20 protein-coding genes are annotated in these 25,899 nt (G+C 68.9%); 8 read left to right on the forward strand and 12 right to left on the reverse strand.

The genetic code is table 11. The features are described 5' to 3' along the window. Positions 1 to 115: 115 nt before the first annotated feature. From QQJ79_RS09755 to QQJ79_RS09765, 3 genes are all read right to left on the reverse strand, one after another. Positions 116 to 976 (reverse strand): metalloprotease, encoded by an 861-nt coding sequence (locus QQJ79_RS09755; protein ID WP_284222737.1) that lies wholly within the window; start codon positions 974 to 976, stop codon positions 116 to 118. A gap of 109 nt (positions 977 to 1,085) precedes the next feature. Beyond that, positions 1,086 to 2,165, reverse strand: coding sequence for a quinolinate synthase NadA (gene nadA / locus QQJ79_RS09760; protein WP_284222738.1), 1,080 nt, complete (start codon positions 2,163 to 2,165; stop codon positions 1,086 to 1,088). A gap of 141 nt (positions 2,166 to 2,306) precedes the next feature. Continuing rightward, positions 2,307 to 3,152, reverse strand: coding sequence for a hypothetical protein (locus QQJ79_RS09765; protein ID WP_284222739.1), 846 nt, complete (start codon positions 3,150 to 3,152; stop codon positions 2,307 to 2,309). A gap of 146 nt (positions 3,153 to 3,298) precedes the next feature. Here QQJ79_RS09765 and QQJ79_RS09770 point away from each other — a divergent pair, with 146 nt between their 5' ends. Then, entirely contained in the window at positions 3,299 to 3,967 is a 669-nt protein-coding gene (locus QQJ79_RS09770; protein WP_284222740.1) for a hypothetical protein, read from the forward strand. Between the two features lie 10 nt (positions 3,968 to 3,977). Here the strand turns inward: QQJ79_RS09770 and QQJ79_RS09775 are convergent, their stop codons facing one another. The 5 genes from QQJ79_RS09775 to QQJ79_RS09795 all read right to left on the reverse strand — a co-directional run bounded on the left by QQJ79_RS09775 (position 3,978) and on the right by QQJ79_RS09795 (position 7,992). After that, entirely contained in the window at positions 3,978 to 4,496 is a 519-nt protein-coding gene (locus QQJ79_RS09775; RefSeq protein WP_284222741.1) for a methylated-DNA--[protein]-cysteine S-methyltransferase, read from the reverse strand. Further along, entirely contained in the window at positions 4,477 to 5,580 is a 1,104-nt protein-coding gene (locus QQJ79_RS09780) for a bifunctional transcriptional activator/DNA repair enzyme AdaA (RefSeq protein WP_284222742.1), read from the reverse strand. Before QQJ79_RS09780 ends, QQJ79_RS09775 begins: the two co-directional genes overlap by 20 nt. 169 nt (positions 5,581 to 5,749) lie before the next feature. After that, positions 5,750 to 6,850, reverse strand: coding sequence for an HAAS signaling domain-containing protein (locus QQJ79_RS09785; protein ID WP_284222743.1), 1,101 nt, complete (start codon positions 6,848 to 6,850; stop codon positions 5,750 to 5,752). Between the two features lie 24 nt (positions 6,851 to 6,874). Beyond that, positions 6,875 to 7,204, reverse strand: coding sequence for a PadR family transcriptional regulator (locus tag QQJ79_RS09790; protein WP_284222744.1), 330 nt, complete (start codon positions 7,202 to 7,204; stop codon positions 6,875 to 6,877). Positions 7,205 to 7,293: 89 nt separating this feature from the next. Continuing rightward, positions 7,294 to 7,992, reverse strand: a complete 699-nt coding sequence (locus QQJ79_RS09795; protein WP_348521785.1) for an SDR family NAD(P)-dependent oxidoreductase — start codon at positions 7,990 to 7,992, stop codon at positions 7,294 to 7,296. A 459-nt stretch (positions 7,993 to 8,451) separates the two neighbouring features. Here QQJ79_RS09795 and QQJ79_RS09800 point away from each other — a divergent pair, with 459 nt between their 5' ends. Genes QQJ79_RS09800 through upp form a run of 3 tightly spaced genes read left to right on the forward strand, consistent with a single transcriptional unit; the run spans position 8,452 to position 11,583 of the window. Beyond that, a complete protein-coding gene (locus QQJ79_RS09800) occupies positions 8,452 to 9,705 on the forward strand; it encodes a GTP cyclohydrolase II (protein ID WP_284222745.1) in 1,254 nt (417 codons plus the stop codon). Continuing rightward, complete coding sequence (locus tag QQJ79_RS09805) at positions 9,692 to 10,933, forward strand: URC4/urg3 family protein (RefSeq protein WP_284222746.1); 1,242 nt, start codon at positions 9,692 to 9,694, stop codon at positions 10,931 to 10,933. Before QQJ79_RS09800 ends, QQJ79_RS09805 begins: the two co-directional genes overlap by 14 nt. A gap of 20 nt (positions 10,934 to 10,953) precedes the next feature. Then, positions 10,954 to 11,583 (forward strand): uracil phosphoribosyltransferase, encoded by a 630-nt coding sequence (gene upp, locus QQJ79_RS09810; RefSeq protein WP_284222756.1) that lies wholly within the window; start codon positions 10,954 to 10,956, stop codon positions 11,581 to 11,583. 1 nt (position 11,584) lies between these two features. Here the strand turns inward: upp and QQJ79_RS09815 are convergent, their stop codons facing one another. The 3 genes from QQJ79_RS09815 to QQJ79_RS09825 all read right to left on the reverse strand — a co-directional run bounded on the left by QQJ79_RS09815 (position 11,585) and on the right by QQJ79_RS09825 (position 17,904). Continuing rightward, positions 11,585 to 13,348, reverse strand: a complete 1,764-nt coding sequence (locus QQJ79_RS09815; RefSeq protein ID WP_284222747.1) for an ATP-binding protein — start codon at positions 13,346 to 13,348, stop codon at positions 11,585 to 11,587. Positions 13,349 to 13,442: 94 nt separating this feature from the next. Next, positions 13,443 to 17,015, reverse strand: coding sequence for an ABC transporter permease/M1 family aminopeptidase (locus QQJ79_RS09820; protein ID WP_284222748.1), 3,573 nt, complete (start codon positions 17,013 to 17,015; stop codon positions 13,443 to 13,445). A 10-nt stretch (positions 17,016 to 17,025) separates the two neighbouring features. Then, on the reverse strand, positions 17,026 to 17,904 hold the full coding sequence (locus tag QQJ79_RS09825; protein WP_284222749.1) for an ABC transporter ATP-binding protein: 879 nt from the start codon (positions 17,902 to 17,904) through the stop codon (positions 17,026 to 17,028). A 227-nt stretch (positions 17,905 to 18,131) separates the two neighbouring features. Here QQJ79_RS09825 and QQJ79_RS09830 point away from each other — a divergent pair, with 227 nt between their 5' ends. Continuing rightward, positions 18,132 to 19,964: a type I secretion system permease/ATPase gene (locus tag QQJ79_RS09830; RefSeq protein WP_284222750.1), complete on the forward strand. Its 1,833-nt coding sequence runs from the start codon at positions 18,132 to 18,134 to the stop codon at positions 19,962 to 19,964. Beyond that, positions 19,961 to 21,346, forward strand: a complete 1,386-nt coding sequence (locus QQJ79_RS09835; protein WP_284222751.1) for an HlyD family type I secretion periplasmic adaptor subunit — start codon at positions 19,961 to 19,963, stop codon at positions 21,344 to 21,346. Before QQJ79_RS09830 ends, QQJ79_RS09835 begins: the two co-directional genes overlap by 4 nt. Before the next feature lie 54 nt (positions 21,347 to 21,400). Here the strand turns inward: QQJ79_RS09835 and QQJ79_RS09840 are convergent, their stop codons facing one another. Beyond that, entirely contained in the window at positions 21,401 to 23,515 is a 2,115-nt protein-coding gene (locus QQJ79_RS09840) for a malate synthase G (RefSeq protein WP_284222752.1), read from the reverse strand. A gap of 123 nt (positions 23,516 to 23,638) precedes the next feature. Between QQJ79_RS09840 and QQJ79_RS09845 the strand changes: the two genes are divergently transcribed. Next, positions 23,639 to 24,298, forward strand: a complete 660-nt coding sequence (locus tag QQJ79_RS09845) for a DUF1345 domain-containing protein (RefSeq protein WP_284222753.1) — start codon at positions 23,639 to 23,641, stop codon at positions 24,296 to 24,298. Between the two features lie 283 nt (positions 24,299 to 24,581). Further along, a partial coding sequence (locus tag QQJ79_RS09850) for a DEAD/DEAH box helicase (protein WP_284222754.1) occupies positions 24,582 to 25,899 on the forward strand: 1,318 nt, incomplete at its 3' end.

Genomic DNA, 25,899 nt, shown 5'->3' on the forward strand with positions numbered 1-25,899 from the left:
AGCAGCGGCGCCGGCGTCACCACCAGCACCTTGCGCGGCCCGGCCTCCAGCGCGGCCGACAGCCCCGCCAGTCCGCCGCCGATGATCAGCGGCCCGTCATGATGGACGGTGCGGCTCAACGGCCGATCCCCAGATAACCGCCGGCCATGGTCAGCGCGCCGGGCAGCGAGCCGCCCGCCAACGGCATCAGCGCCGCCACGCCCACGCCGACGCAGGCGAGGGCCGCGGCCAGGAACAGGCCGAGGCTCTGTCCGGCTTCACGCCCCGTCAGGGGCCGGCCCTCAGGCCGCCATGCGCCGCGACGCAGGTGGCCGATCAGGGCGATGGCCAGGAAGGCGGCCAGGATGAACCGGCCCGTGGTCAGGCCCCAGAACACCACCAGCGCGCCGATCAGCACCATGGCTCCGCGTTCGACGTGGGGGTGGATGCGCGCCAGCACGGGGCCGAGGGCCTTGGAGCCGTCCAGGGGCGGCGCCGGGGCCAGATTGACCAGATTGATCAGGGCGATCACCGCCGCGCCCAGCAGCCACATGCCCTGACCGGTGCCGATATAGCCGGCGAAGAAGGGGATGGCGGCCAGCAGGCCGAACCCGGGCCCGGCGAGGGAAACGAGCACCCCGTCCCATTCGCTCTTCGGCAGGCGCTGGCTCTTCGCCACCCCGCCGAGGAAGGGGATGATGTAGATCTTCGCCGGCCCCATGCCGAGCCGGTTCATCGCCAGCACATGGCCGTACTCATGCACCAGCAGACCCCAGATGGCCGCGACCGCGACCACCCAGCTGCCGCTGACCCACCAGATGAAGGCGCCCAGAAGCAGGGTCGAGACCACGGCCCAGACCGGGTGCTGACCCTTGTCCAGCGGCGGCTCGGCGACGCGAGGCGGACCCCGGTCGGCTGCAACCGCGTCCCGTTGGGGGGCGGCGGGTTCGGGCTTCGGATCCCAGGGACCGGGGCGTGGGGTTCGGCTGTCTGTCATCCCGACGACGTGGCCTTTTCCGACCGCAGCCACAAGGCCAGGAGGGCGAGAAGCCGCAGGCTGCGCGTGTCGATCGACGCTACGGCGCGGACGGGCGGGACGTAGTGCATCAGATCAGCTCCACCGCCACATGGTGCCGCGCCTTGATCATGTCGTAGCGCGCCGGGACCGCCGGCGGCGGCAGGTCCACCATCCGCTGCACCGCCAGCCGAGCGCGTTCGGCGACATCCTCGGGCACGGTCACCTCGAACTGCATGTTCAGCAGGCAGTCGCGGATGTTCTCCAGGGTGATCCGCTTCATATGCGGGCACAGGTTGCAGGGGCCGATGAATTGCACCTCCGGCACATCGCCCGCGACATTCGCCGCCATCGAGCATTCCGTCAGCATCACCACCTGCCGGGGTCGGCGCGCGGTGACATAGTCGATCATCGCTGCGGTCGATCCGGCGAAGTCCGAGGCCGCCAGGACGTCGTCCGGGCACTCCGGGTGAGCGAGGATTTCCGCGCCCGGATAGGCGGCGCGCATCTCGGCGATGTCGGCGGCGGTGAAGCGCTCATGCACCTCGCAACGGCCCTTCCAGGCGATGATGCCGACATGGGTCTGGGCCGCGACATTGCGGGCGAGGAATTCGTCGGGGATCAGGATGACCCGGTCGACGCCCCATTGGTTCGCCGCCCATTCCACCACCTGCACGGCGTTGGCGCTGGTGCAGCAAATGTCGGTCTCGGCCTTCACATCGGCGGTGGTGTTGACATAGGTCACCACCGGCAGGCCCGGGTAGCGCTGCTTGATCAGCCGCACGTCCGCCCCCGTGATCGAGGCCGCCAGCGAGCAGCCGGCGCGCAGGTCGGGGATCAGCACGGTCTTTTCGGGCGACAGGATCTTCGAGGTCTCGGCCATGAAATGCACGCCGGCCTGGACGATCACCTTCGCCTTCGACCGCGCGGCCTCCTTGGCCAGGCCCAGGCTGTCGCCGACATAGTCGCCGACCCCGTGGAAGATCTCGGGCGTCATGTAGTTGTGGGCCAGGATGACGGCGTCGCGCGTCTTCTTGAGCGCATTGATCTCGTGGATCAGGGCGGCCTGCGCCGGCCACTCCATGGGCGTCACATGATCCTTGACCTTGGCCCAGACCGGGGCGGTTTCCCGCTCCAGTTCCCTGGACAATCCGAACGCGCCGTCAGCCATTCCGCATCCCTTTTGCTCGATTTGAGCAAATCTGTGACCCAAAGAACGACCCCCAAATGCGGGGGCCTGCCACCGACTTATGCTCACTTTTAGCATAAGCAGGGACAATCTAGGCGGATGGCGGGGAAATGCAAGCCCCGGCTAACGGCCGACAGCGATGTAGTCGATCACGGTCACGGTGCGGGGACCCGCCGTGTAGACGACCTTGCCTTCCGCCGCAGCGGCGTCCGCCGCGTACATCTGGACGCCCTCCAGCCTGCGCAGCGACCGCCTGGCCTCGTTGCCCGCCGCGGTCGGTGGATGGTCGAGCCGGCAGAGCGTCAGCCGCATAGCGCGCAGAACGCAGCTGATCTGGCTTTCCGCCGGTTCAGGCACCGGCACGCCGGGCGGAGGCGCTTCAGGCGCGTCGGGCATCCCCGGCCGGGCCCCACGTCCGCGCCGGGGCTGCGGCAGGCGCGGCGGCGGTGCAGCGGGATCCCGGAAGCTGACCTCGCTCCCGGCCCGGCCCAGTTGGTCCCGGTCATCCGTCAGGGCCCAGCCGCAGGCCGTCAGCACCCGGTCCAGATTGGCCGACTGGGTCGGCAGGTCGAAATTGGTGCGCAAGGCCCGCGGCGCTCCATCGACCGTGCGAACCGAATACAGGCCGCCGCCACGCATGAAGCGGATATCCCGCGCGGGCACGGTGCTGAGCATGACGCCCGGCTGCGGCCCCGGAACCCACGTCTGCAGATCGGTCCGTCCATCGGCGCGGCGCGCCTGCACCTCGATGCCCCCCACGCCGGCGGGCATGCCGACGAGGGCGGCCGAAAGCGCATTGTCCCGGCACTGGAGCACAATGGCCACGCCCGCGTCATAGCGGACGGCGGCGACCGTCTGGTTCAGGCTGGCCTCGTGCTGGAATTCCCAGTCGTCCTCATCCTGCGCGAGCGCGAGGGTCGGCCCCGCACAGAGGATTGCGCACAGCGCCGCAAGCAGCGTCGGTTTCATGGTTCTGCTCCCCAGCATCCCGACGCCAGATGACGCCAGCGGACGCCGTCTGGTCAAGACCTCGCGCGACGGCCGCCGCGCGCGGGTATGGGAAACACGATCTTAACCCGAACAGGTTGGAAGGGTCGTCAGCTCTGGAGACTCCCATGCGTCTGATCCCCCTCGTGGGCGCCGCCCTGCTTCTGTCCGCCGGATCGGCGATGGCGCAACCGTCGGAACCCGGCGTCGCCGTCGGCGCCACAGCCGGCACGTCCGGGGTCGGCCTCGATGTACAGGTCAAGCTCGGTCCGATCTTCACCCTCCGGGGGTCTCTGGACCGCCTGACCCACAGCGCCGACGAGCGCTATGACGGCGTCGACTACAACGCCGACCTGACCTTCGACACGGTCGGCGCCTTCATCGACATGCACCCTATGGCCAACGGCCTGCTGATTTCCGGCGGGGCCTACCTCGGCGACCGTGACATCGCCCTGGCCGCGACGCCCACGGGACCGGTCGAGATCGGCGGCCAGACCTATTCGGCCAGTCAGGTCGGCACGCTGAACGGCGCCGTCAAACTGGGCGACGTCGCGCCCTTCATCGGCCTCGGCTGGGACGACACCTTCTACCGCAGCGGTCGCTGGGGCTTCCGCGCCGTCGCCGGCGTGGCCTGGAGCGATGCGCCCGAGGTCGCCCTGACCTCGACCGGCGGCAGCCTGTCCAACGACGCGACCTTCCAGGCCCGGCTGCGCGACGAGAGCCAGCGCATCACCGAAGAGACCGAGGGATACGGGCTGTTCCCGATCATCCAGGTGGGCCTGAACTACAAATTCTAGACCCGCGCCCTCAGGCGCGGCGCTCATGGTCCAGCAGCCACCGTTTGCGCTCGATTCCCCCGGCATAGCCGGTCAGCGTCCCGTTGGCGCCGATCACGCGATGGCAGGGCACGATGACGGCGATCGGATTCTGGCCGTTGGCAAGACCCGCGGCGCGCACCGCCCTGGGCGAGCCGATCGCCGCCGCCAGCTGGCCATAGGTCCGCGTCTCGCCCGCGGGAATGGCCCGCAGCGCCTTCCAGACCGTGCGCTGGAACTCCGTGCCGCCGGTCCTGACCGTCAGCCCGTCAAGCGCCCGAACGTCGCCGCTGAAATAGCGTTCGACCGCGGCCCGCACGCCCTCCGGCGCCCGTCCATCGGCGACTGTCGCCCCCGGCGCATGGCGGCGCAGCAGCCGGCTCATCCGGTCTTCGTAGTCGGCGAAGTCCAGCGCCCGCACGGCGCCCTCGCCGTCGGTGACCAGCAGCACCTCGCCCACCGGCGTGGCGACCCGGTCGAGGGTCAGGGTCTCAGGCTGCGCGTTTCGCATCATCGTTCTCCATCAAATCCGCGCCGCTGATGCCCGCCAGTGCAAGATGCAGCGCCCCATAGGCTCGCCACGGACGCCAGGCCTCGGCGCGGGCGGCGAGTGTTTCATCGGGCAGTCTGTCGTTGGGCGGCTCGGCCCCGTCGTCGATCCAGTCGCCGGGCAGCCGCAGGCCCGGCCGCGCCGCGACCAGCGGCCTCAGCACCGGATCCCCCGCCAGGTCGCGCCCGATGGCCTCCGGGTCCGCCGACAGGTCGAACACCCGCCGCACCCGCGCCAACACGCCCGGCAGGGCCTTCAGATCGTCGGCCTCGACGCAGACGGACACCCTGCCCGTCTCCGCCGGCTCGACCGTGACCGCGCCGTCGGCGCCGTCCACGTCCCGCGTCAGATCCCGCGACCAGCGCCGCCCCTCGACCGCATCGCCGCGCGCCGTCAGGGCCGCGAACATCGCATCCCAGTCATAGGGTGGTCGGAACGACAGGCTCAGCCGCACCCCGCCCGCGTGCGCCCGCTCGCCGCGCCGCCGCAGCGCCGAGGGCGGGCGGCCGTACAGGGCCTGGAACGTCTCATTGAACCGCCGCACGCTGCCGAAGCCGGAGCCCAGCGCCACCTGGGCCATGCTCAGGTCGGTCTGGTGGATCAGGGCCTTGGCCAGCAGCACCCGCCGGGTCTGCGCCACGCTGACCGGGGCCGCGCCCAGATGCTGGCGGAACAGCCGGCGCAGATGCCGCTCGCCGACGCCCAGCCGCCCGGCCAAGCCGTCCACATCCCCTTCGTCCAGAGCCCCCGCCTCGATCAGGGCCAGGGCCCGGCTGACCGTATTGGACGTGCCGCGCCACGCGCCCATGTCGGGCGCCGTCTCGGGCCGGCAGCGCAGGCAGGCGCGAAAGCCCGCCTCTTCCGCCGCCGCCGCCGAGACCACGAAAAACATATTCTCCCGCTTCGGCGTCCGTGCCGGGCAGACCGGCCGGCAGTAGATGCCGGTGGTCTTCACGCAGCCGAAGAACCGTCCGTCGAACCGCGCATCCCGCGTCAGCACGGCGCGGTAGCAGGCCTCCTGATCGAGTTCGCCGGCGTTTTCCATGGCCGCAGAATGAGCGTTGCGGCCCTGGAAGTCTCGCGGTTTTCGGACATGGGAGTGGGTCGAGGCAGTCTGCGTTCGACCCAGGAGCGGCGTCTTGCCGTCCCGGCTCTCCGCTTCCCTGAGGCCGGGACGCCAAGCGGCGGCGCAACGCTCCGCTGGGAGAGGAATGCTATCCCCGCGCCAGCCGCCCCAGGTTGGCGAGGATCTTGAACGCCAGGCTGAGCGCCGAGATGGCCAGCGCCCAGACCAGCACCACCGACAGGGTGCTGGCGATCCCGACCAGATCCCGCGCGCCGTCGCCGAGGTTCCGGAGCGTGTCGAAGTCCAGCATCGTCCAGTCGCCGGCGATCCGGGCCGTCTCCTCGCCGCGCGTCAGGGTGAACCAGTGCCCGGCCTCGAAGATGGCCCAGGTCAGCCACAGGCCGGCGCCCGCGACGACGATCTGGGCCGCCGCCCGCGCCCGGACGGCATACGGCCGGAAGAGGCTGGCCAGATCGATGGCCATCTGGGCGAAGGCGTACAGCAGGATGGGCCCGAACAGGATCGACCAGATCGGGGCTCCGCTGACCACGGCGTCCTCGCCGCGCAGCTCGAGCGACACCAGGCCGGGGAAATGCAGCACCCCGACCCACCACAGCACGAACATGCCGACGGCGAGGAAGGAGAACAGATACTCCCCGCCCGGCCAGGCCCTGGCCCGGGGTTTCGGCATCCACGTCGCCCTGGCCGTCTCGGTTCCGGTCATCGACGCGCCCCAGGCGGCCGGATCGGCCAGGCCAAAGGCGCCGAGATCCTTCACCCGCCAGTTGGTCATCCACGCCGGCCGGATGCCCTGATGCTCAAAGACGGCGGCCGCCACGGTGGCCACGCCGATCAGGGTCAGGCCCGAGCTGAAGAAGCCATGGAAGGCGTTGCCGATCGCCTGTCCCGCATCGTCCGCGCCGCCGATCAGTCGGATGAAAAGGGTGATGGCGTAGACCGCGCCCAGCACCAGCAACCCGGCCTTCACCCCGAACAGCCAGTAGGGAAACAGCGCCGGCCCCACCAGCGAGTCCGGACCCTTGCGATAGCGGGCCGCCACGACCAGCGGATGGCCGATCTCCCGCAGGATGGCCTCCTGCTCGTCCTCGGTCAGGGCGCGGCCCAGTTCCTCTTCCTTCGCCTCGAACCGGCTCAGGATCAGGTCGCGCAGCTCGGCGATGATGTCGGCCCGTTCGTCCTGCGGCAGCTGCGCGGCGACGGCGTTCAGATAGCGGTCAATCAGGTCCATGGCTTTTCCCCTTCAGCCCAAATCTCAAAGAATCTTGTCGAGCGAGGCGTTGATCCCCCGCCACTCGTCGGTCAGGGCCGCCAGCATGGCCACGCCCCCGGGCGACAGGACGTAGAAGCGCTTCTTCCGCTTCTCCTCCTCGCGCCATTCGCTGTTCAGCAGGCCCTGGCTCTCCAGCCGGCGCAGCAGCGGATAGAGGGTCGATTCCTCCATCTCGAGCCCGTCGGCGGCCAGGGCCTGACGCAGGGTGTAGCCGTACCGCTCGGTCCTGAGGCAGGCGAGAACCGCCAGCACCAGCGACCCGCGCCGCAGCTCCAGCCGCATGCTTTCATAAAGGTCCGGATCGAGGCTCATGCCGCTTCCCTGCATCTCACATAGTGTGTGACACACAGTGTATGCGACATACTGTGTGAGGGAGTCAAGCCTTGGCGATCAGGGGTTGGTCATTCCGGGATCCGCGCGCCGTCCCAGGCGAAGACGCCGCCGCTGTCCGCGGGCGTCAGACCGTCGATCACCGCCAGCAACCGTTCCGCCGAATAGTCGGAGGTGAACAGCGTCTCCGGCCTCACGCCCTTCTGGAACGGCGCGCTCAGGCCGGTGTCGACGGTTCCGGGATGCAGCCCGGCGATCACCGCCTGCGGATGGGTGCGCCCCAGCTCGACCGCCAGATTGCGCAGCAGCATGTTCAGGGCCGCCTTGGACGCGCGATAGCTGTGCCAGCCGCCCAGCCGGTTGTCGCCGATCGAGCCGACCCGCGCCGACAGGGCCGCGAACACCGCCCGCCGGTCGCGCGGCAGGAGCGGCAGGAAATGTCTGGCGACCAGCGCCGGACCGACCGCATTGATCCGATAGTCGCGCAGCAGATGGTCCGCGTCGAGGGCGCGCCAGCTGCGCTCCGGCTCGAACCCGTGGTGCAGCACGCCGGTGGCGACGAACACCAGCGTCGGGGCCGGCCCCTCGCCCACTCGCGCGGCGGCGGCGGCGATCGAGGCTTCGTCCTCCAGATCGAACCCCGTGCCCGAACGCGACAGGGCGTGGACCACGGCGAAAGGCCCGGACGCCTCAAGGCGACGCACCAGCGCCGCGCCGATCCCGCCGGATGCGCCGATGACGACCGCCGCCTGTTCCTGAATGCCAGTCATCTGCGGATCAGCCGTCGCCCAAGGCCATGGGTCAAGCCGAACAGTCTGCAGGTGTCCTTATGCCTCAGGCCGAGGCGATCCGGACCGTGTCATCCCGCCCCCGATAAACTCTCCCTTCCCGACCCCTGATCCTCCCCTTTCGACCCGGACGCAGGCGGAGTTCGGCACAGTTTAGCGGCCTGCGACCGTTTCTGACGTCGGCGTGTGCTTCAGTGTGATCGCCCCGCAGGCACGATCTTTGACACCCTGAATCTCCCCCTGAGGCTGCTCCGGACGCCGCAGATTCCGCCTTCTCCCGCCGGCGCTGCCGCACCGGAAAACCCCTGGCAATTTTTCCGTCCCTTCTCGCCCCTTCAGAACCGGGTCCGGAACGCACGCCCACTGGACATGCCTCGCGATCGGGTGTGTCCTGATGAGTCCGGCGCAAGAAAAACAACAAGCCGGTTCGAGTGAGGAAACATGTCCAATCGTCCGAGCCACATCCGGCTCAACTCCCACCCCGGCGCGGGAACCGTCAGCCGCTTTCCCATCGAGTGGGGCGCCGCCACCGCGAAACAGCGCGGACCCGTCATCGGCACAGTCAACTCCGGCAGCGACCGCAACGCCATCGGCGCGCACGGCGGGGCCTATTCGGTCTATCGCGCCCTGGCCGTGTCCTCGGGCGCCATGAGCGCCAACAACCGGCCCGATCTGACCAATACCTCGCCGACCACGCCGATGGGGCCGTTCCTGCAGTGGACGGACGCCTCGAAGATCGTCTCGCTCGACCCCTGGGGCGCGCGCGTCGCCGAGGATTTCGCCGAGGAACTGGCCGAGGGCGTCGACATCCGACCGACCATCGCCGTCACCCGCGCCCGTCTGCAGCTGGGCGAGATCGGCGAGGCCATCGCCGCGGGCCGGCTCAAGGCCGACGGCCAGATCGTGCATGAGAGCGGCGACGTCGCCGTGACCAAGGCCGCCATCGATCCCGTCTGGTACCTGCCCGGCATCGCCGAACGGTTCGGCGTCACCGAGACCGCCCTGCGCCGCACCCTGTTCGAACAGACCGGCGGCATGTACGCCGACCTCGTCACCCGGCCCGACATCAAGGTCTTCCTGCCGCCGATCGGCGGCATCACCCTCTATATCTTCGGCGACCCGGCCGCGATCGCCGACCCCAACCGCCGCCTCACCTGCCGCGTCCATGACGAGTGCAACGGCTCGGACGTGTTCGGCTCGGACATCTGCACCTGCCGCCCCTATCTGACCCACGGCATCGAGGAATGCATCCGCGAGGCCCAGGACGGCGGCGCGGGCCTGATCGCCTATAACCGCAAGGAGGGCCGGGCCCTCGGGGAGGTCACGAAATTCCTCGTCTACAACGCCCGCAAGCGCCAGCCGGGCGGCGACCAGGCGGCGACCTATTTCGAGCGCACCGAATGCGTCGCCGGGGTCCAGGACGCCCGCTTCCAGCAACTGATGCCCGACATCCTGCACTGGCTGGGCATCACGAAGATCGACCGCTTCGTGTCGATGTCCAACATGAAGCACGACGCCCTGACCGAATCCGGCATCGAGATCGGCGAGCGGGTGCCGATCCCCGACTACCTTGTGCCGCCCGACGCCTCGGTGGAGATGGAGGCCAAGAAGGCGGCCGGCTATTTCACCCCCGACGCGCCGCCGTCGGCCGAGGACCTGACCCGCGTGGTGGGCCGCGACCTTGAGCAGTTCTGAAACGCAGCAGGCGCACAGCCTGCTCAACGCCGCCGCCGTCCGCGAACGGGCCCATGAGATGCTGGCGATCGGCGTCGCCGGCGGCCTCGATCACTGGACCGTCGACCTCGACCGGTTGCCGGAAGCCGCACGCTATGTAGCCGCCGTCATCCGCGACCAGTATCCGACCCTGGCCGTGCCCTTCCACGCGCGCTGGCGGCATTTCGCCGTCGACGGCGTCGATCTGTGGGGTCCGGTGGCCGACGCCCGCGACTGGCTCGACCCCGCCTCGCGGGCGCGGACCGAGTTCGACCTGGCCATCGTCTCGGTCCTGCTCGACGCCGGCGCCGGACCGGACTGGTCCTACAGGGACGCCCGCACGGGCCGCACTCTGGCGCGCTCCGAGGGTCTGGCCATCGCCTCCCTGCGGATGTTCGAGGCCGGGGCCTTCTCGATCACCGAGGACGACCCCTGGCGCGTCGACGCCGTGGCCCTGACCTTCCTGACCGCCGCCGATCTGGCGAAAGGCTTTCAGGTCACGCCCAAGAACCCGCTGGTCGGGCTTGAGGGCCGCGCCGCGCTGCTGCGCCGTCTGGGTCAGGCCTGCCTCGCCGAGCCCGACCTGTTCGCCCTGGAGGACGAGCCCCGCCCCGGCGGCCTGTTCGACGCCATGGTCGACCGCGCCGACGAACAGGACCGTCTGCGCGCGCCGGTCATCCTCGAAGTGCTGCTGGAGGCGCTGGGGCCTGTCTGGCGCGACCGGCTGACACTGGGCGGCGTCGATCTCGGCGACTGCTGGCGGCACCCCGCCATCAAGCGCGACGACGCCACCGACGGCCTCCTGCCGATCCACAAACTGTCGCAGTGGCTCAGCTATTCGCTGGTCGAACCGCTGCAGACCGCGGGTGTCGAGGTCATCGATCTCGACGGCCTGACCGGACTGGCGGAGTACCGCAACGGCGGCCTGTTCATGGACCTCGGCGTGCTGACGCTGAAGGACCCGGCCGACGCCGCCAGACCCTGGCCGGTGTCTGATCCGCTGGTGGTCGGCTGGCGCGGCATGACCGTGGCCCTGCTGGACAGGATCGCGCCGCTGGTCCGCGCCGAACTGGGCGTCAGCGCCGAAGCCATGCCGCTGGCCAGCGTGCTGGAGGGCGGCACCTGGGCCGCCGGCCGCCGCTCCGCCGCCGAACGTCGTCCGGGGGGCGGACCGCCCCTGACCATCCTCTCCGACGGGACCGTATTCTGATGCCGAACCAGCCCTTCAAGATGGACGGCGTCACTGTCGTCACCCATCCCTTGGTGGCCCACAAGCTCAGCATCATGCGGGCGAAAGACACCTCGACCGCCCGCTTCCGCCAGCTGCTGCGCGAGATCTCGACCCTGCTCTGCTACGAGGTCACCCGCGACCTGCCGCTGGAGGACTATCCGGTCGAGACCCCCGTCGGCCCGACCACCGGCCAGCGCATCGCCGGCAAGAAGATGGTCTTCGTTCCCATCCTGCGCGCCGGCCTGGGGCTGGTCGAGGGCATGCTCGAGCTGGTCCCCTCGGCCCGCGTCGGCCACATCGGCCTGTACCGCGAACCGGTGACGCTCGACGCCGTCGAATACTATTTCCGCGCGCCCGAGGACGTGGCCGAGCGCCTGTGCGTGGTCATCGACCCCATGCTGGCCACCGGCAACACGGCCGTCGCGGCCATCGAACGGCTCAAGGAGCGCGGCGTGACCAACCTCCGCTTCGTCTGCCTCGTCGCCTCGCCCGAGGGCCTGGAGCGCCTGCGCGGCTGGCACCCCGACGTGCCGATCTGGACCGCCGCCGTCGACGAGCGGCTGAACGACCACGGCTATATCGTGCCGGGGTTGGGCGATGCGGGCGACCGGCTGTTCGGCACGCGCTAGGTCAGGCCGCGCAGTCCTGCTCCGCCGGCAGGGCGGGCGCCTCAGCGGCCGCCATCGCCTCGGCGATGGCGTCGAACAGTCTCGCCGGCGAGATCGGCTTGGTCAGATAGGCGTCCGCGCCCACCGCCTTGCCTGCTGCGACATGTTCCGGGCCGGCGTTGGCGGTGAGCATCACGATCGCGGTCCTCCGCCCGCCGCTCGCAGCCTCCGCGGCGCGAATCCGCGACACTGCCGTGAGCCCGTCCATCACCGGCATCTGCATGTCCATGAGGATGACGTCGAAGGACTCCCGCGCTTGGGCCTCGACCGCCTGGAGCCCGTCCGTCACCGTCGTGATGGCCATGCCGCTCTGCGCCAGGATGATCTCGACGACCTTGAGGTTGGTCGGATGGTCGTCCGCGACGAGCAGTCTCAGTCCCTGCGGTTCGGTCAGCGGGGTCGGCGCAAACTCCGAGGCCGGGGGCGCGACGGCGCTCCCGGCGCGCGGCATCGCCAGGCTGAACCAGAACCGCGCCCCGCGGCCGGGCGATCCGTCGCAGTCGAGTTCTCCGCCCATCATGGCGACGAGGCTTCGCGAGATCGCAAGGCCCAGACCGCTGCCGCCGAACCGTCGTGTGATCGAGCCGTCGGCCTGCTCAAACCGGGCGAAGAGTCGCTCCTTCAGCGCAGAATCGAAGCCGACGCCGGAGTCGGAGACCTCGAAGCGCAGGGCGCCACTCAGGTCGGGCGCAAGCCGGACGCGCACTTCGCCGACCTCGGTGAATTTCACCGCATTCGACAGCAGATTGCTCAGGACCTGGCGGACGCGGACGGCGTCGCCGAGGTAGAGACCTTCGGCCTCCGGATCGGTTTCGACCACGAGGCGGACGCCCTTTTCCTCCGCCCGCATCCGGCTCAGGGCCGCAACGCTGCGCGTCAAGCCGACGACATCGAAGGCCGTCTCTTCCATCTTCATCTGTCCGGCCTCGACCTTGGCCAGGTCGAGGATGTCGGAGAGCAGGCGTTCCAGTAGCTCGCCCGAGGCGCAGATGAGGCCGGCGGCCTCCCGTTCCCGATCCGGCAAGTCACCCTTGTGCAGGACGTGCGCCATGGCCAGGACCCCGTTCAGGGGCGTGCGGATCTCGTGACTCATATTGGCGAGAAACTGGCTCTTGGCCGTGCTGGCGGCTTCCGCTTCCTGCTGTTTCTGGATCAGCGCCTCGGTGGTCAACTGCAGGCGGCGATGGGCGGACCATGCGTTGATCCCGGAACTGACGGCGTAGGCGACCAGCAGGGCCAGGGACCCGAACAGTCCGACCTTGGCCATCGTGGTCTCGCCGGTGAAGGGCAGGACGAGCAGGGCGATCACAGGAGGCAGGCCCGACACCAGCATCTGCGCCAGCGAGCGGTGGCATCCCCGCACCACATAGAGCAGCACGCCGGCGATCAGCCCGACCCCGACGGCCTTGGTGTAGTCTCCCGGCGACACCCACCAGAGCGTCCCGATTATCACCCAGGCGCAGGTCGACAGGAGGGTGGCGGCCAGTCTCAACGTCCGGAACAGCACGGGCGCCCGTCGCTGGTTGGCGGGGTCGGTCGCGATCCAGAGCGTCAGGTCGCCGGTCACATACATGGCCGCCCAGACCAGCAGGGCCGGCAGGGGGATCGCCGTCGTCCCGGTCGCGAAGACCATGACGCCGATGGCCGCCCGCGCGGCCGCCTGACCCCGTGTTTCGGCGGCGGTGCGATCGAAGGCTTCGTCGAAACCCAGCAAGCTTTGACGCATCGGCGCCCCCTTCAGGACGACCAGACGCATCAAGCCGTGAAATCAACGTTAAGCTGATCATCGCTCTCGAAAACAGGCGATGCGCGAAGAGTTCTCAATCCACCGCGCGCACATTGTCGTTCGAGTCGCGGTCGATCCATTTGTTGTACGGGTCCACCCCCGCGAAGCGCGGCTCCCGCGTGGTGATGAAGCGCAGGGTCTGCACCCCTGACCGGATCGGGCGGCGCTCCAGCAGGATCACGTCGTCCTCATCGAACGCGCCCTTGCCGGGCTCGGCGGTGAACAGGCCGACGTCGAACACTTCGTTCAGCGGCGCCGCCGTCTCGACCCCCTCGCCGTCCGCATAGAGTTTGCGGGCGTCGACGGTGACCGCGACGTCCCAGCGGCCGTCGGCCCGGCGCGTCGCCGTCACCCCGGTCGTCTTGACGTCATACAGGGTGATCTTCTCGAACAGGTCGGTGATCAGGGCCTGTTTGTCGGCCGGAGCCTCGGCCCGGATGGCGGCGATCAGGTCCAGAGAGCGCGGATAGGGCGCGCCCCGGAAGGCGTACTGCGCGAGCACCCGGCGCAGGGCCCGGTTGACCGCCTCCTCGCCGATCTGGTCGCGCAGCAGATACATGACCAGTCCGCCCTTCTGGTAGTGGATGTACTGCTGGTTCTCGACCCGCATCAGCGGCATCTCCTCCAGCCGCTCCGTGCCGCGCGAGCGCAGGTAGCGGTCCAGCTCCTGCTTGAGGAAGCGGCGAATCTGCTCCGGACCGTACATCTTCTCCATGACCATCAGCGCGGAGTACTGGGCCAGGGTCTCGGACAGGACGGTCATGCCCTGCTGGTTGGAGCCGACGACCTGGTGCGCCCACCATTGGTGAGCGAACTCGTGCGCGGCGACATAGGTCACGTAGTCGACCTTGGTCGGGTCGCTGAGGTCGGCGATGAAGCCGAGGCCTTCGGACCAGGCGAAGGTGTTCGGATAGGACTGGGCGAAGCTGGCGTAGTCCGGGAACTCCACGATCCGCGCCTGCCGGAACTGGTAGGGGCTGAAATTGGCCTGAAAATAGTCCAGCGACGACGACAGGGCGTCGAGCATCCGCGGCACGTTGCGGTCGTGGGCGGGGTCGTGGAAAACCACCATCTCAACGCCGTTGTGCATCCGCGCCGTCCGCTCATAGCGGGCCGACTGCACCGAGAAGAAGTTCAGCACGGGCGACTCGGTCACGAACCGGCTGGTGCGGCGGCCGCCGTTGACCACGTCGGACACCATCTGGCCGGGCGCGACCACCGTCTGGTCGGCCTCGGTGCTGACGGTGATGTCGGCGGTGACCCAGTCGGCGCCGATGTAGTTGCGGCGCCGGGCGGATTCGTCCTCCAGCTTCGCCGGACGCAGCTCGGCCGGCAGGCCCAGCTTGCGGCGCTTGGTGCGGTCGGTCAGCAGCCCTTGGCGGTCCATGCCGACCATGGGCGCGAACTCCATGTTGTTTACGAAGCTGCCGTTGTCGACCAGCCGGGTGGTGTTGCCGTTGGCCCTGAAGCCGCGCTGCTCCAGCACCGTCTCGAAGGTCACGGTGCGGCGCTCGCCCGGCTGCATCGGCGTGGCGAACCGGTAGATGCGGTACTCGAAATCCTCCCATTCGCGGGCGACGGTCGCGCCCTCGACGGCCAGGCGGACCATCTCCAGATCATCGGTCCAGCGCAGGTGGACCTCGGGCAGAGGCGCATCGGTGTTGTTCACCAGCACATAGGTTCCGCGCGTGGTCAGCTTCGGCTGATGCGGTCGCAGGTCCATGACCAGCCGCACATCCGCCACCGCCGGCTGGGGCGTGGCTTCGTACCGGAGCAGGGCCTTCTCATAGGCGGCCTGTTCCTTCTCCTGCGCCTCCTGCGTCCGGTACTCGTTCCAGACGTTTGTGTTCATGTAGATGAAGACGCCCAGCCCGACGAAGGCCGCGAGGGCCGCCCCGCCGATCAGACCCGCGGGCCCCGCCAGCCGATGCGGCATCCGCTTCAGCCGCGGCCACAGCCGTTGCTCCGTCCCACGCCGCCACAGCGCATAGGCCAGCACCAGCAGGACGACGGCGAAGGCGCTCCAGTAGGCGTCCAGCCAGGCGGCGAAGCCGGCGAAATCGCCCCGACCGTTCATGTCCGACAGCGGCACGCCGATGCCGGCGCCGTAGCGGTACAGGACGTGGTCGAAGCCGAGGTTCGACAGCACGATGGTCGAGATCATGTAGACCACCATGATCGCCCAGCCGACGAACTTGTTGGGCGACAGGGCCTGGACGAAGATCGCCAGCACGGCCAGCTGCAGGAAGCTCAGCGACTGCGGGAACACATACCAGAGCAGGTATTTGCCCAGTTCGTAGTCGGTGTGGCCCTTGATCGTCTGGGTCGCCATGCCGGCGAGGACGCCGATCAGCAGGGTCGAGATAAGCACCAGGGCCAGGGCCAGGGTCTTGGGAACCAGGAACGTCCAGTCCGGCGTCGAGGAGGCGTCGATGATCTCGTGCACCTTGCGGTCACGATCCCGCCAGACCAGCTCGCCCGAATAATAGATGGCGATGACGATCGAGATCAGTCCGAAGGTGCCCGTCAACCCCTGGATCACCACGCGCGTCACCAGCAGGATCGGGGCTCCGTAGATTTCTCCGGTGAAGAACAGCGTCGCCACGGCGAAGGCCATGGCCAGCAGCACCAGCACCACATAGGCGGGGCTCTTGAACACCAGCACCGTCTCGAACACGGCGCGCGACCACAGCTGGGTCAGGCCGCTGGCGAAGCCGTAGGTCGGGCGCGGCAGGGCGCCGATCGGCGTGACGACGACGTCCTTCTCGACCAGCGCCTTCAGACGCTCCTGCTTCTTCAGCTTGGCTCCGCGCGGCGAGGGCCGGTACAGCAGATAGGCTGCCGCCAGGAAGACGGCGCCGACCGCGGTCCAGATCACCCGGTTCCACAGCAGCACGCCTTCGATCGGCGCGTTGAGCGTGTTCCGCTCGGTCGCCGTCCAGTATTTGGTGACCAGGGCGTAGGCGCCGGAGCCGAACGGCTCTGCCCAGGCCATGGCCGTCTCGAACTCAGGGCGCGAACCCAGCACGCCGGTCGAGGCCAGATAGGCGATCAGCACGGCGACGACGCCGATATAGGTCGCCATCATCGACCGGGTGATCGTCGCCAGCATGAAGAACAGGGCCGAGGTCAGGAACAGGCCGGTCAGGCCGAACACGCCATAGGCATAGGCGTAGTCGCCCAGCCGCAGGGGCCCGATCGTCTCCGGATCGACCCAGGGCATGAAGGTGCCCACGAGGGTCCCGATGGCGATGCTCATGTAGCAGAGCGCCACCGCGGCGAAGGCGCCGAAGAAGCGGCCGTACAGATAGGCGCCCTTGGTGATCCGGGTGGAGAGGATCATCGGTCCGAAGCCGGTCTGGGTATCCCGCGCCACGACGTTCGCCACGATCGCCGTCGTCGCCAGCATGAAGAAGACATTGAAGACGATGTGCGCGCCGGCCAGGGCGTAGGGCGCATTCTTGAACACATTGCCGCCGGAGCCGAGCGAGACATTGTCGCTGGCCACAGCGCCGAAGGCCAGCAGGCCGAAGACGATGGCGATGACCCAGAAGGCCGGCTGGCGCAGCTGGTAGCGGAATTCGAAACTGGCGATCTTGGCGAACATGATCCGTCCCTCAGGCCGCGCGGCGCGAGGCGTTGACGGTCGCCAGATAGACGTCCTCCAGCCCGCCCGGCGCCCGCTCGAAGCCGTCGCCCGGGTTGGTGTCGGACAGGACGTGGATCACGGTCCGGCCCGCGAACAGGCGGGTCGAGATGACGTTCCGGCTGGCCTGCTGGGCGGCCAGATCCGCCTTGTCGATGGTCTTGCGCCAGACCCGGCCCTCGAGCGCATGGGTCAGTTCGACCGGCGAGCCCTCCAGCTGGATCTTGCCGCCCGCCAGCACCGCCATGCGCGGGCACAGGTCGGTCACGTCCTCGACGATATGGGTCGACAGGATGACGACGACGTTCTCGCCCACCTCGGCCAGCAGGTTGAGGAAGCGGTTGCGCTCTTCGGGGTCGAGGCCGGCGGTCGGCTCGTCGACGATGATCAGTTCGGGGTTGCCGATCAGGGCCTGGGCGATGCCGAAGCGCTGGCGCATGCCGCCCGAGAATCCCGCCAGCGCCTTGCCGCGCACCGGCCACAGATTGACCTGGTGCAGCAGGGCCTCGACCGTCGCCTTGCGGTCCTTGCCGTTGGAGACGCCCTTCAGCACCGCCATATGGTCCAGCATGTCGTAGGCGGAGACCCGCGGATAGACGCCGAAATCCTGGGGCAGATAGCCGAGCACCCGCCGCAGCCTTTCCGGATCCTTGACCACGTCGATGTCGCCGAAGCGGATCGAACCCGACGTGGGCGTCTGCAAGGTCGCGATCGAGCGCATCAGCGTCGACTTGCCCGCCCCGTTCGGTCCCAGCAGGCCGAACATCCCCTTGGGGATGCTCAGGCTGACATCGTCCAGCGCCCGCGTTCCGTTGCCGTAGACATGGGTCAGGTTTTCGATCGTCAGCATGGGAGCCCTCCGTGAAGTAAAGGAACCTTGTCATCGCGCGGAAAGGCTCGCAAGTTACGGTTCTGACAGATTCCACATCCCTGCCGGCGCGTGCTGATTACCCGACTGAAACGATAACGCCTCCGTCGCACCCAAATTCTGGTATTTTCCGTGGCGACTGCGCCGCCTATCTGTAATCGCATCAAACCGTTAGACTGACGGCCCGATCCGCTGGAACTGACCGCCCCGTGTTAAAGAACCTGCTTCCCAGCAAGCCGGGCACCGAGCCCCTCGCCGAGGCGCTGAAGGCGTGCAAGACCCATTTTATCTGGGCCTTTCTGTTCTCGGCCCTGGTCAACCTGCTGTACCTGACCCCCACCCTCTACATGATGCAGGTCTATGACCGCGTCGTGCCGACCGGCGGGCTGACCACCCTCGTTCTCATCACAGCGGTCGCCGTCTTCGCCCTGGCCGCGCTCGCGGGGCTCGACTGGCTGCGCGGACGGTTGATGCTTCGGGCCGGGCTGCGGCTTGACCGTCTGTTGTCCGGCAAGGTGCTGGCGCGGGTCGTCGACCTGCAGGCCAAGTCGCCCAACACCCAGGCGCTGCGCGAGTTCGACAATGTGCGGGGGGCCATCGGCGGTCAGGGCATGCTGGCCCTGTTCGATGCGCCGTGGACCCCGATCTACCTGCTGTGCTGCTTCCTGCTTCACCCGGCCATCGGCGTGCTGACGCTGGTGGGGGGGATCATCCTGTTCACCCTCGCCTGGCTGAACGAGCGCGATACCCGCCCCCGCCTGAACAAGGCGATCCAGTCCCAGAACCACGCCTATGCCGCCCAGGAAGGCGTCGCCAGCCAGGCCGAGGTGGTCCGCGCCCTCGGCATGCGCCAATCCTCGATCGCGCGTCAGATCGAACAACGCCAACTGGCCACGGCCGCCCAGGCCGACGCCCAGCTGGCCGGCGGACACTATTCAGGCGCGATCAAATTCCTGCGCCTGGTGATGCAGTCGGCTGCGCTGGGCCTCGCCGCCTATCTGGCGGTGAAGAGCGAGATCACCCCGGGCTCCATCATCGCCGCCTCGGTGCTGCTCAGCCGCGCCGTCGCCCCCATCGAACTGCTGGTCGGGGTGTGGCCCAGCCTGGTGCAGGCCGTCGCCAGCTGGAAGACCCTGACCGACCTGTTCGCCGGCACCGCCTCGGTCGAACGCGAACGCACCACCCTGCCCGACCCCAGGGGCCGGCTGCAGGTCGAGGGGGTTTCGGTGAAATTCCCCGATACCGAGTCCCCGCAGCTCCGCGGCGTCGCCTTCTCGCTGAAGCCCGGCGAGACGCTGGGCATCGTCGGCTCAAGCGGCTCCGGCAAGACCACGCTGGCCCGCGTCATCGCCGGAGCCCTCAAACCCCAGGCCGGGGCCGTGCGGCTGGACGGCGCGGAGTATGAAGCCCGCGACGGCGACGAACTGGCCCGCTGGATCGGCTATCTGCCCCAGGTCCCCAGCCTGTTCGCCGGCTCGATCAAGGACAATATCTCGCGCTTCTCGACCTCGATCGGCGTGGATCAGGAAACCGCCGACCGGAACGCGGTGAAGGCGGCCATGGCCGCGGGCGCCCATGAGCTGATCCTGCGCTTGCCGAATGGCTATGACACCGTTCTGGGGCCCTATGGTCAGGGCCTCTCGGCGGGGCAGGCCCAGCGCGTGGCCCTGGCGCGCGCGCTCTACAACGACCCGGTCCTGCTGGTGCTGGACGAGCCCAACTCGAACCTCGACCAGGAAGGCGAAGCGGCCTTGATGCAGGCCATTCTGGGCGCCGCCGCCCGTGGCGCGGCCGTGGTCATCATCGCCCATCGGGCCGGCGTGCTGGCGCGGGTCGACCGGCTGCTGATGATGCGCGAAGGCGTCGTCCAGCTGGAGGGGCCGCGCGAGGAGGTGCTGGAGAAGATGCGCGCCACCGCCGGCCGTCCGGCGGCCCCGGCCGGCCAGTCGACACCTCAACCGCCGGGCCAGCCGCAGCAGCGGCAGGCTCAGCCCCAGCCGTCCGCCCAGCCGGCCCAGAACCATCCGCGGCGCACCCAATGACCGATGTCGTCGCCCCCCAGAACCCTCTGCCGCCTCCGCCCGACGGCCCCGTGCCTCCGGCGCCGACGGCCGGACCGACCGTCGCGCTGGACAATCCCCGCCGGGAACTGGTGATCGGCGGCACGATCATCGTGCTGTTCTTCGTCATCTTCCTGGGGTGGGCCGCGATGGCTCCGCTGGACGCCGGCGCCTACGCCCAGGGCCAGGTCGCGATTTCCGGCAACCGGCAGGCCGTCCAGCACCGCGAGGGCGGCGTCGTCAGCGCTCTGCTGGTGGCCGAGGGCGACACCGTCCGCGCCGGCCAGGTCCTGCTTCAACTCTCCAGCGGCGAGCTCAAGGCCACCGAACGCGGCGTGGCCAGTCAGGTCTATGCCCTGATCGCCCAGCGGGCCCGGCTGATCGCCGAACGCGACAGGCTGGGCGGCATTCCGACCCCCGCCGAGTTCGCCGATCTCTCGGCGGAGGACCTGGTGCTGGCGCGGGAATCCCTGCGCATTCAGCAGCAGCAGTTCAGCGCGCGCCGCACCGGCCGATCGACCGAGACCGGGGTGCTGGGCCAGCGCGTCGCCCAGTTGAATGAGCAGATCGCCGGCTATCAGGGCCAGATCGTCGCCAACATCGAGCAGCAGCGGCTGATCCAGGAAGAACTCGCCGGCATGCGCAGCCTGGCCGAGAAGGGCTATGCTCCGCTGACGCGGGTGCGGGCCCTCGAACGCACGGCCGCCCAGCTGGACGGCGAGCTGGGATCCCTGCGGGCCCAGATCGCCCAGTCGCGGGAAGCGGTCGGCGAGACCCGGCTGCAGATGTCGGGCGTCTCCACCAAGATGAACGAGGACGTGGCCGACCAGCTGCGCCAGATCGACGTCCAGCTGAATGAGTTGCGTCCGCGAATGGTCGAGCTGCGGGCCCAGATCGCGCGCAACGAGGTGCGGGCGCCGGCCTCGGGCGAGGTCGTCGGCCTGACCATCTTCACCCAGGGCGGCGTGATCCAGCCCGGCCAGACGCTCATGGAGATCGTTCCCCGCGACGCCTCGCAGGTCATCGTCGCCCAGATCGCCCCCAACGACGTCGACAACCTGCGCATCGGACAGAGCACCGAGGTCCGGTTCCCCGGCCTGCGCGAGCGCAACCCGCCGATCATTCACGGCCGCGTCACCCGCATTTCCGCCGACAGCTTCACCGTTGAGGAAACCGGAGCCAGCTATTTCCGGGCCGAGATCGTGGTCCCCGCCAGCGAACTGGCCAAGATGGGCCGCGGCGCCGAGACCCTCCGCCCCGGCGCGCCGGTCGAGGTCGTGGTGCTGCTGCGCAAGCGGACGGCGCTAGGCTATCTGCTGGAGCCCCTGACCAACAACCTCTGGCGCTCGGGCAGCGGCCAGTAGGTCGAGGGATCAGGCATCAGGCGACAGGCAACAGGTCTGTGCGCCTCCTGATGCCTACTGCCTGTTGCCTGATGCCTTCGCCTTAAGCCGAAACGCATGCAGCAACGGCTCCGTATAGCCGTTCGGCTGATTGACGCCGTCCAACACCAGGGCGCGCGCGGCCTGGAAGGCGAGGCTGGCGTCAGGGTCGGGGGCCATCGGCTGATAGAGCGGATCGGCGGCGTTCTGGGCGTCGACCTTCGCCGCCATTCCGAGCAGCGCCGCATCCACCTGTTCCGCGGTGCAGACGCCGTGCAGCAGCCAGTTGGCCATGTGCTGGGACGAGATGCGCAGGGTGGCGCGGTCCTCCATCAGGCCGACGTCGTGGATGTCGGGCACCTTGGAACAGCCGACGCCCTGATCGATCCAGCGCACGACATAGCCGAGTAGCCCCTGGGCGTTGTTGTCCAGCTCCTCGGCGATCTCGGCCTCCGACCAGTTCGCGCCGTGCGCCAGCGGCGGCGTCAGCAGGGCGTCGAGACCCGGCGTCGGCTGGGCCGCGATCCCGTCCCTCAGGGCGAACACGTCGGTCTGGTGGTAGTGCAGCGCGTGCAGGGTCGCCGCCGTCGGACTGGGCGTCCAGGCGGTGTTGGCGCCGGTCTTCGGATGCGCCGCCTTCTGCTCCAGCATGTCGGCCATCCGGTCCGGCGCGGCCCACATGCCCTTGCCGATCTGGGCCTTGCCCGACAGGCCGCACTTCAGACCTATGGCGACGTTGCGCGCCTCATAGGCGGCGATCCAGGCCGAAGACTTGATGTCGCCTTTCCGAGCCACCGGGCCGGCCTGCATCGCTGTGTGTATCTCGTCGCCGGTGCGGTCGAGGAAGCCGGTGTTGATGAAGACGATCCGGTCCTTCACCGCATGGATGCAGGCGGCGAGATTGGCCGAGGTGCGGCGCTCCTCGTCCATAACCCCGACCTTGATGGTGTGGCGCTCCAGCCCCAGCAGGTCCTCGACCGCATCGAACAGGGTGTTGGTGAAGGCGCACTCCTCCGGGCCGTGCATCTTGGGTTTGACGATATAGATCGAGCCGGCGCGGCTGTTGCGGAAGCGCCCGAGTCCCCTGACGTCGTGCATCCCGATCAGCGAGGTGACGATGGCGTCCAGCACCCCCTCGGGCGCGTCGGACCCGTCCGGCAGGCGAACCGCGGGCGTGGTCATCAGATGACCCACGTTGCGCACGAACAGAAGCGAGCGCCCCGGCAGGGTGACCGTCGATCCGTCCGGCGCGATGAAGTCCCGGTCGGGGGCCAAGGCGCGGGTCAGCGACCGTCCGCCCTTGTCGAAGGTCTCGACCAGATCGCCGCGCATCAGGCCCAGCCAGTTGCGATACGCCGCGACCTTGTCGGCGGCGTCCACAGCGGCGACGGAGTCCTCGAGATCGACGATGGTCGACAGCGCCGACTCCAGCACGACGTCGGCGATCCCCGACGGATCGTCACGGCCGATCGGGTGGTCGCGGTCGAAGATGACCTCGATATGCAGGCCGTTGTGGCGGAACAGCCGTCCCCGCTCGCTATGGCCCACGTACTGGCCGGGATCGCGGATGGCGATGCCGCCGTGCGGATCGCCCAGATCGGCCCACCGCCCCTCGGCCAACGGGACCGCCTCGTCGAGGAAGGCCTTGGCCCGCGCCACCACCCGCGCCCCACGCGCGGCGTCAAACGGTCCCGGCGGCGGCAGGTCGCCGAGTGCGTCCGTCCCGTACAGCGCGTCATACAGACTGCCCCAGCGGGCGTTGGCGGCGTTGAGCACGAAGCGGGCGTTCAGGCTGGGCACGACCAGTTGCGGCCCGGCCAGGGTTGCGACCTCGGCGTCCACATTACGCGTGCCGATGTCGAAGGGCGCCGGTTCATCGACCAGATAGCCGATCTCGCGCAGGAAGGCCTCGGAGGCCGCGCCGTCATGGGCCGCGCCTCGCCGTGCGCGATGCCAGGCGTCGATCCGGGCCTGCAGGTCGTCGCGGACCGCCAGCAATCGCCGATTCTCCGGCGCGAACCGGGCGAAGACTTCGGAGACGCCGGTCCAGAAGGCGTCGGCCTCGAGCCCGGTCCCCGGCAGCGCCTCGGACTCGATGAAGGCGGCCAGTTCCCCGGCGATCTGCAGACCGGCGCGCGGCGTCATCGACATGGAGCAGCTCCTCGGGGGCGGAGCTGAAACATTCCGTGATGACCCCACGGAAGTCGAGGGGATTTCTGCAACTGCGAAGGAGACAGCGGTTGTAGTTGAACGGGACGGGCGCATCATCACGCCATGAAATCACCGTCCTGGCTGCGCCTGCATTGGCCCCTGGTCCTGCTGCTGCTGATCGCGGCCTCCAGTCTGTTCTGGCCCCTCGGCGGCGGTTGGCTGTCGCGCCTGGCCCTGGGATGGGATGTCGGCGTCGGCCTGTTCCTGATCGAGACCGTTTGGAAGCTCAGGCGCGCCCGCTCGACCGACGATATCCGCCAGCGCGCCGCCGCACTCGATGAGGCGGGCGGCGCCGTCCTGCCACTGGCCCTGTTCGCGGCGCTGGCCAGTATCGCCGTCGTGGTGGGCGAGGCCGTTCGCGTCGCGGGCGACGGCGAGGCGGCAGGCGGCGCCGCCGTCCTGGCGCTGACGACCGTGGCCCTGTCCTGGACCTTCGTGCATGTGATCTTCGCCTTCCACTACGCTCACGCCTTCTATGCGCCGGCGGGCAAGGGCAAGGACCGCGGTGGCCTAGTCTTTCCAGGCGGCGAGGCGCCGGACTATTGGGACTTCCTGCATTTCTCGCTGATCATCGGCGTTGCCCAGCAGACCGCCGACATCCAGATCACCGACCAGACCCTGCGTCGCACGACGACCGTGCACAGTCTGACGGCCTTCCTGTTCAACACCGTCATCGTCGCCCTGACGGTCAATCTGGCGGTCGGCCTGCTGGGCGGCGGTTAACCTCTCCGCCTTGACTTGGCCCCATTGAGCGCCCATTTGCGCTGCGTCGCACAATTGCGGCGCCCCGGTGCGCTCCAGCGCGTGTGGGTCTTCAGAACGCGAAGACCTGACTGTAGCAGCGGCCGGCCCTCAAGATTCATTCGCTGCCCGGACACGCGGGGCGGCGCCCGATCCACCCCGAAGGCCTCATTCAGAGGCCCCGTCGGGACTGGCGGTGCGCGGCCTTTTCGGCGTTGAGCCATGGCTGTTGCGCGTCGCCGCATACGCGAAAGACATCCGCTCCATGAGCAAGACATTCGACACCTTCGGCCTGAACCCGGCCCTGCTGCAGGCCCTGGCCTCCGAAGGCTACACCACCCCCACCCCGATCCAGGCCCAGGCCATCCCTGACGTCATGGCCGGCAAGGACCTGCTGGGCATCGCCCAGACCGGCACCGGCAAGACGGCGGCCTTCGCCCTGCCGATCCTGCACCGCCTGGCCGCCAACCGCGTCGCCCCCAAGCCGCGCACGACGCGCGTTCTCATCCTGTCGCCGACCCGTGAACTGGCCAGCCAGATCGCCGAGAGCTTCAAGACCTATGGCCGTCACCTCGGCTTCAAGGTCGCGGTCGTCTTCGGCGGCGTGAAATACGGCCCGCAGGAACGCGCCATCCAGGCCGGCCTCGACGTGCTGGTCGCCACCCCCGGCCGCCTGCTGGATCATATGCAGCAGAAGACGCTGGACCTGTCCTGCACCGAAATCTTCGTCCTTGACGAGGCCGACCAGATGCTGGACCTCGGCTTCGTCAAGCCGATCCGCCAGATCGTCAGCCGCATCCCGGCCATGCGCCAGAACCTGTTCTTCTCGGCCACCATGCCGACCGAGATCGGGAAGCTGGCCGGTGAACTGCTCAAGGATCCGGTCAAGGTCTCGGTGACGCCCCAGGCCACCACCGTCCAGCGCATCAGCCAGTCGATCATCCACATTGAACAGGGCCGCAAGCGCGCCCTGCTGACCGAGATGTTCGCCGATCCGCACTACACGCGCTGCCTGGTCTTCACCAAGACCAAGCACGGCGCCGACAAGGTCGCGGCCTATCTGGAAGCCGGCGGCGTCGAAGCCGGCGCCATCCACGGCAACAAGAGCCAGCCCCAGCGTGAGCGCACCCTGGCCGCCTTCAAGGCCGGCAAGCTGCGCGTCCTGGTCGCCACCGACATCGCCGCCCGCGGCATCGACGTCGACGGCGTCTCGCACGTGCTGAATTTCGAGCTGCCCTATGTGCCGGAAGCCTATGTGCACCGCATCGGCCGTACGGCCCGCGCCGGCGCCGACGGCACGGCGATCAGCTTCGTCGCCGGCGACGAGATGAAGCTGCTGCGCGACATCGAAAAGGTCACGCGCCAGAAGATCCCCTCGACCGACCGCCGCAACGACAAGTCCCTGGCCCTGCTCGACCAGTCGATCATGGCCTCGGGCGTCAAGTCCAAGGCCTCGATGCCCGACGACGGCCGCGGCGATCGCCAGCAGCAGCGCGGCCCGCGCAATCCGCGCCGCGACGGCGTCAAGCTGGAAGGCGGCGGGCAACCGCACCGCGTCCGCAAGGCCGGCCCCGGCCGCGACG

The sequence above is a fragment of the Brevundimonas denitrificans genome (genome assembly GCF_030160755.1).
GTDB classification, from domain to species: Bacteria; Pseudomonadota; Alphaproteobacteria; order Caulobacterales; family Caulobacteraceae; genus Brevundimonas; species Brevundimonas denitrificans.